The 1,759-nt window shown below is 60.5% G+C and carries 2 protein-coding genes; both read left to right on the top strand.

The genetic code is table 11. The features are described 5' to 3' along the window. Positions 1 to 1,190, top strand: a 1,190-nt coding sequence (gene atpA / locus H6B10_RS14345; protein WP_204652222.1) for a F0F1 ATP synthase subunit alpha, incomplete at its 5' end; no start/stop codon positions are given. After that, positions 1,178 to 1,759, top strand: a 582-nt coding sequence (locus tag H6B10_RS14340; protein WP_204652221.1) for a F0F1 ATP synthase subunit gamma, incomplete at its 3' end; no start/stop codon positions are given. The genes atpA and H6B10_RS14340, both read left to right, overlap by 13 nt.

The following is a 1,759-nucleotide window of genomic DNA, read 5'->3' as shown; positions in this document are numbered from 1 at the left end:
TGGGCCGCCCCATTGACGGCCTGGGCCCCATCGAGTGCACCGAGACCCGCCCCATCGAACACGAGGCTCCCGGCGTTGTCAGCCGTGAACCTGTTACCCAGCCCATGCAGACCGGTATTTTGGCCATCGACGCCATGGTGCCCATCGGCCGCGGCCAGCGTGAGCTGATCATCGGCGACCGTCAGACCGGTAAGACTTCCATCGCCACCGATGCCATCCTGAACCAGAAGGGGAAGGATATGATCTGCATCTACGTGGCCATCGGTCAGAAGGCTTCCACCGTGGCCCGCCTGCGGGAAATGCTGAAAAAGCACGGCGCCATGGAGTACAGCATCATTGTGTCGGCACCGGCCGGCGAGGGTGCTTCCATGCAGTACATCGCCCCCTATGCGGGTGCTGCCATGGGCGAATACTTCATGTCCAAGGGCAAGGATGTGCTCATCGTCTACGATGACCTGTCCAAGCATGCAGTGGCTTACCGTACGCTGTCCCTGCTGTTGCGCCGTTCCCCCGGCCGTGAAGCCTACCCCGGCGACGTTTTCTATCTGCATTCCCGTCTGCTGGAACGCGCCTGCCGCCTGACCAAGGAGTACGGCGGTGGCTCCATGACGGCTCTGCCCATTGTCGAAACCCAGGCCGGCGACGTTTCGGCCTACATTCCCACCAACGTGATTTCCATCACCGACGGCCAGATCTACCTGGAAAGCGGCCTGTTCTTCTCGGGCCAGCGCCCGGCCGTCAACGTGGGTTTGTCGGTGTCCCGTGTGGGCGGTGCCGCCCAGACCCGCGCCATCAAAAAGACGGCGGGCACCCTGCGTATCGACCTGGCCCGTTTCCGCGAACTGGAAGTCTTTACCCAGTTCAGCTCCGATCTGGACGCCGAGACCCGCCAGGCACTGGACCACGGCAAACAGATGATGGCGCTGCTGCGCCAGCCCCTGTGTGCGCCCATGTCGGTGGCACGGCAGGCGGTCATCCTGTATATTGCTACCTCGGGCCTGCTGGCCGATGTGCCTCTGGACAAAGTTTCCGGCTTTGCACAGGACTTTGTGGACCTGCTGGAACGTGAGCAGTCCGCCCTGATCCAGGAAATCAACGATACGGGGGCGCTGTCCGGCGCCGCCACCGAGCAGATCCGCACCACGCTGCAAAGCTACAAAGAGCAGGTGAGCGCCACATGGAAAGCATAAAGGAGATCCGCACCCATATCGACAGTGTGCAGCAGACGCTGAAGATCACCAACGCCATGTATCTGATCTCCTCCTCCAAGCTGCGCAAGGCGCGCCGCCAGCTCAATGACGTGCAGCCCTATTTTGAGAAGATCACAAGCACCATCTCGGATATTCTGCACCGCACCGAGGGCGTGGAACATGTCTATTTCGATACCCGCCCCGGCCGCCCGCACAAGGTAGGCTACATCGTCATTACCGGCGATAAAGGCCTGGCCGGTGCCTACAACCACAATGTACTGAAACTGGTGGACCAACAGCTGGAACATACCGAGAATCCCACCCTGTTCCTCATCGGTCAGGCAGGGCGGAACTACTTCCGCCACCGTGGTGTGGAAGTGGACGGTGAATTCATGTATACCGCCCAGGACCCCACCATCTACCGTGCGCGGGAGATCAGCGATACCTTTGTGGAACTGTTCCGCAAAGGGCATATCGATGAAGTGTATGTGGTCTATACCGAGATGGTCACCCCCATGACGATGGAACCCCGCATGATCAAGCTGTTGCCCCTGGACCGGGATGCCTTC

Source organism: Gemmiger formicilis (assembly GCF_016901605.1).
GTDB classification, from domain to species: domain Bacteria; phylum Bacillota; class Clostridia; order Oscillospirales; family Ruminococcaceae; genus Gemmiger; species Gemmiger formicilis_B.
Note: the sequence above shows the minus strand (reverse complement) of the source record. Positions and strands in the feature narration are given on the sequence as shown.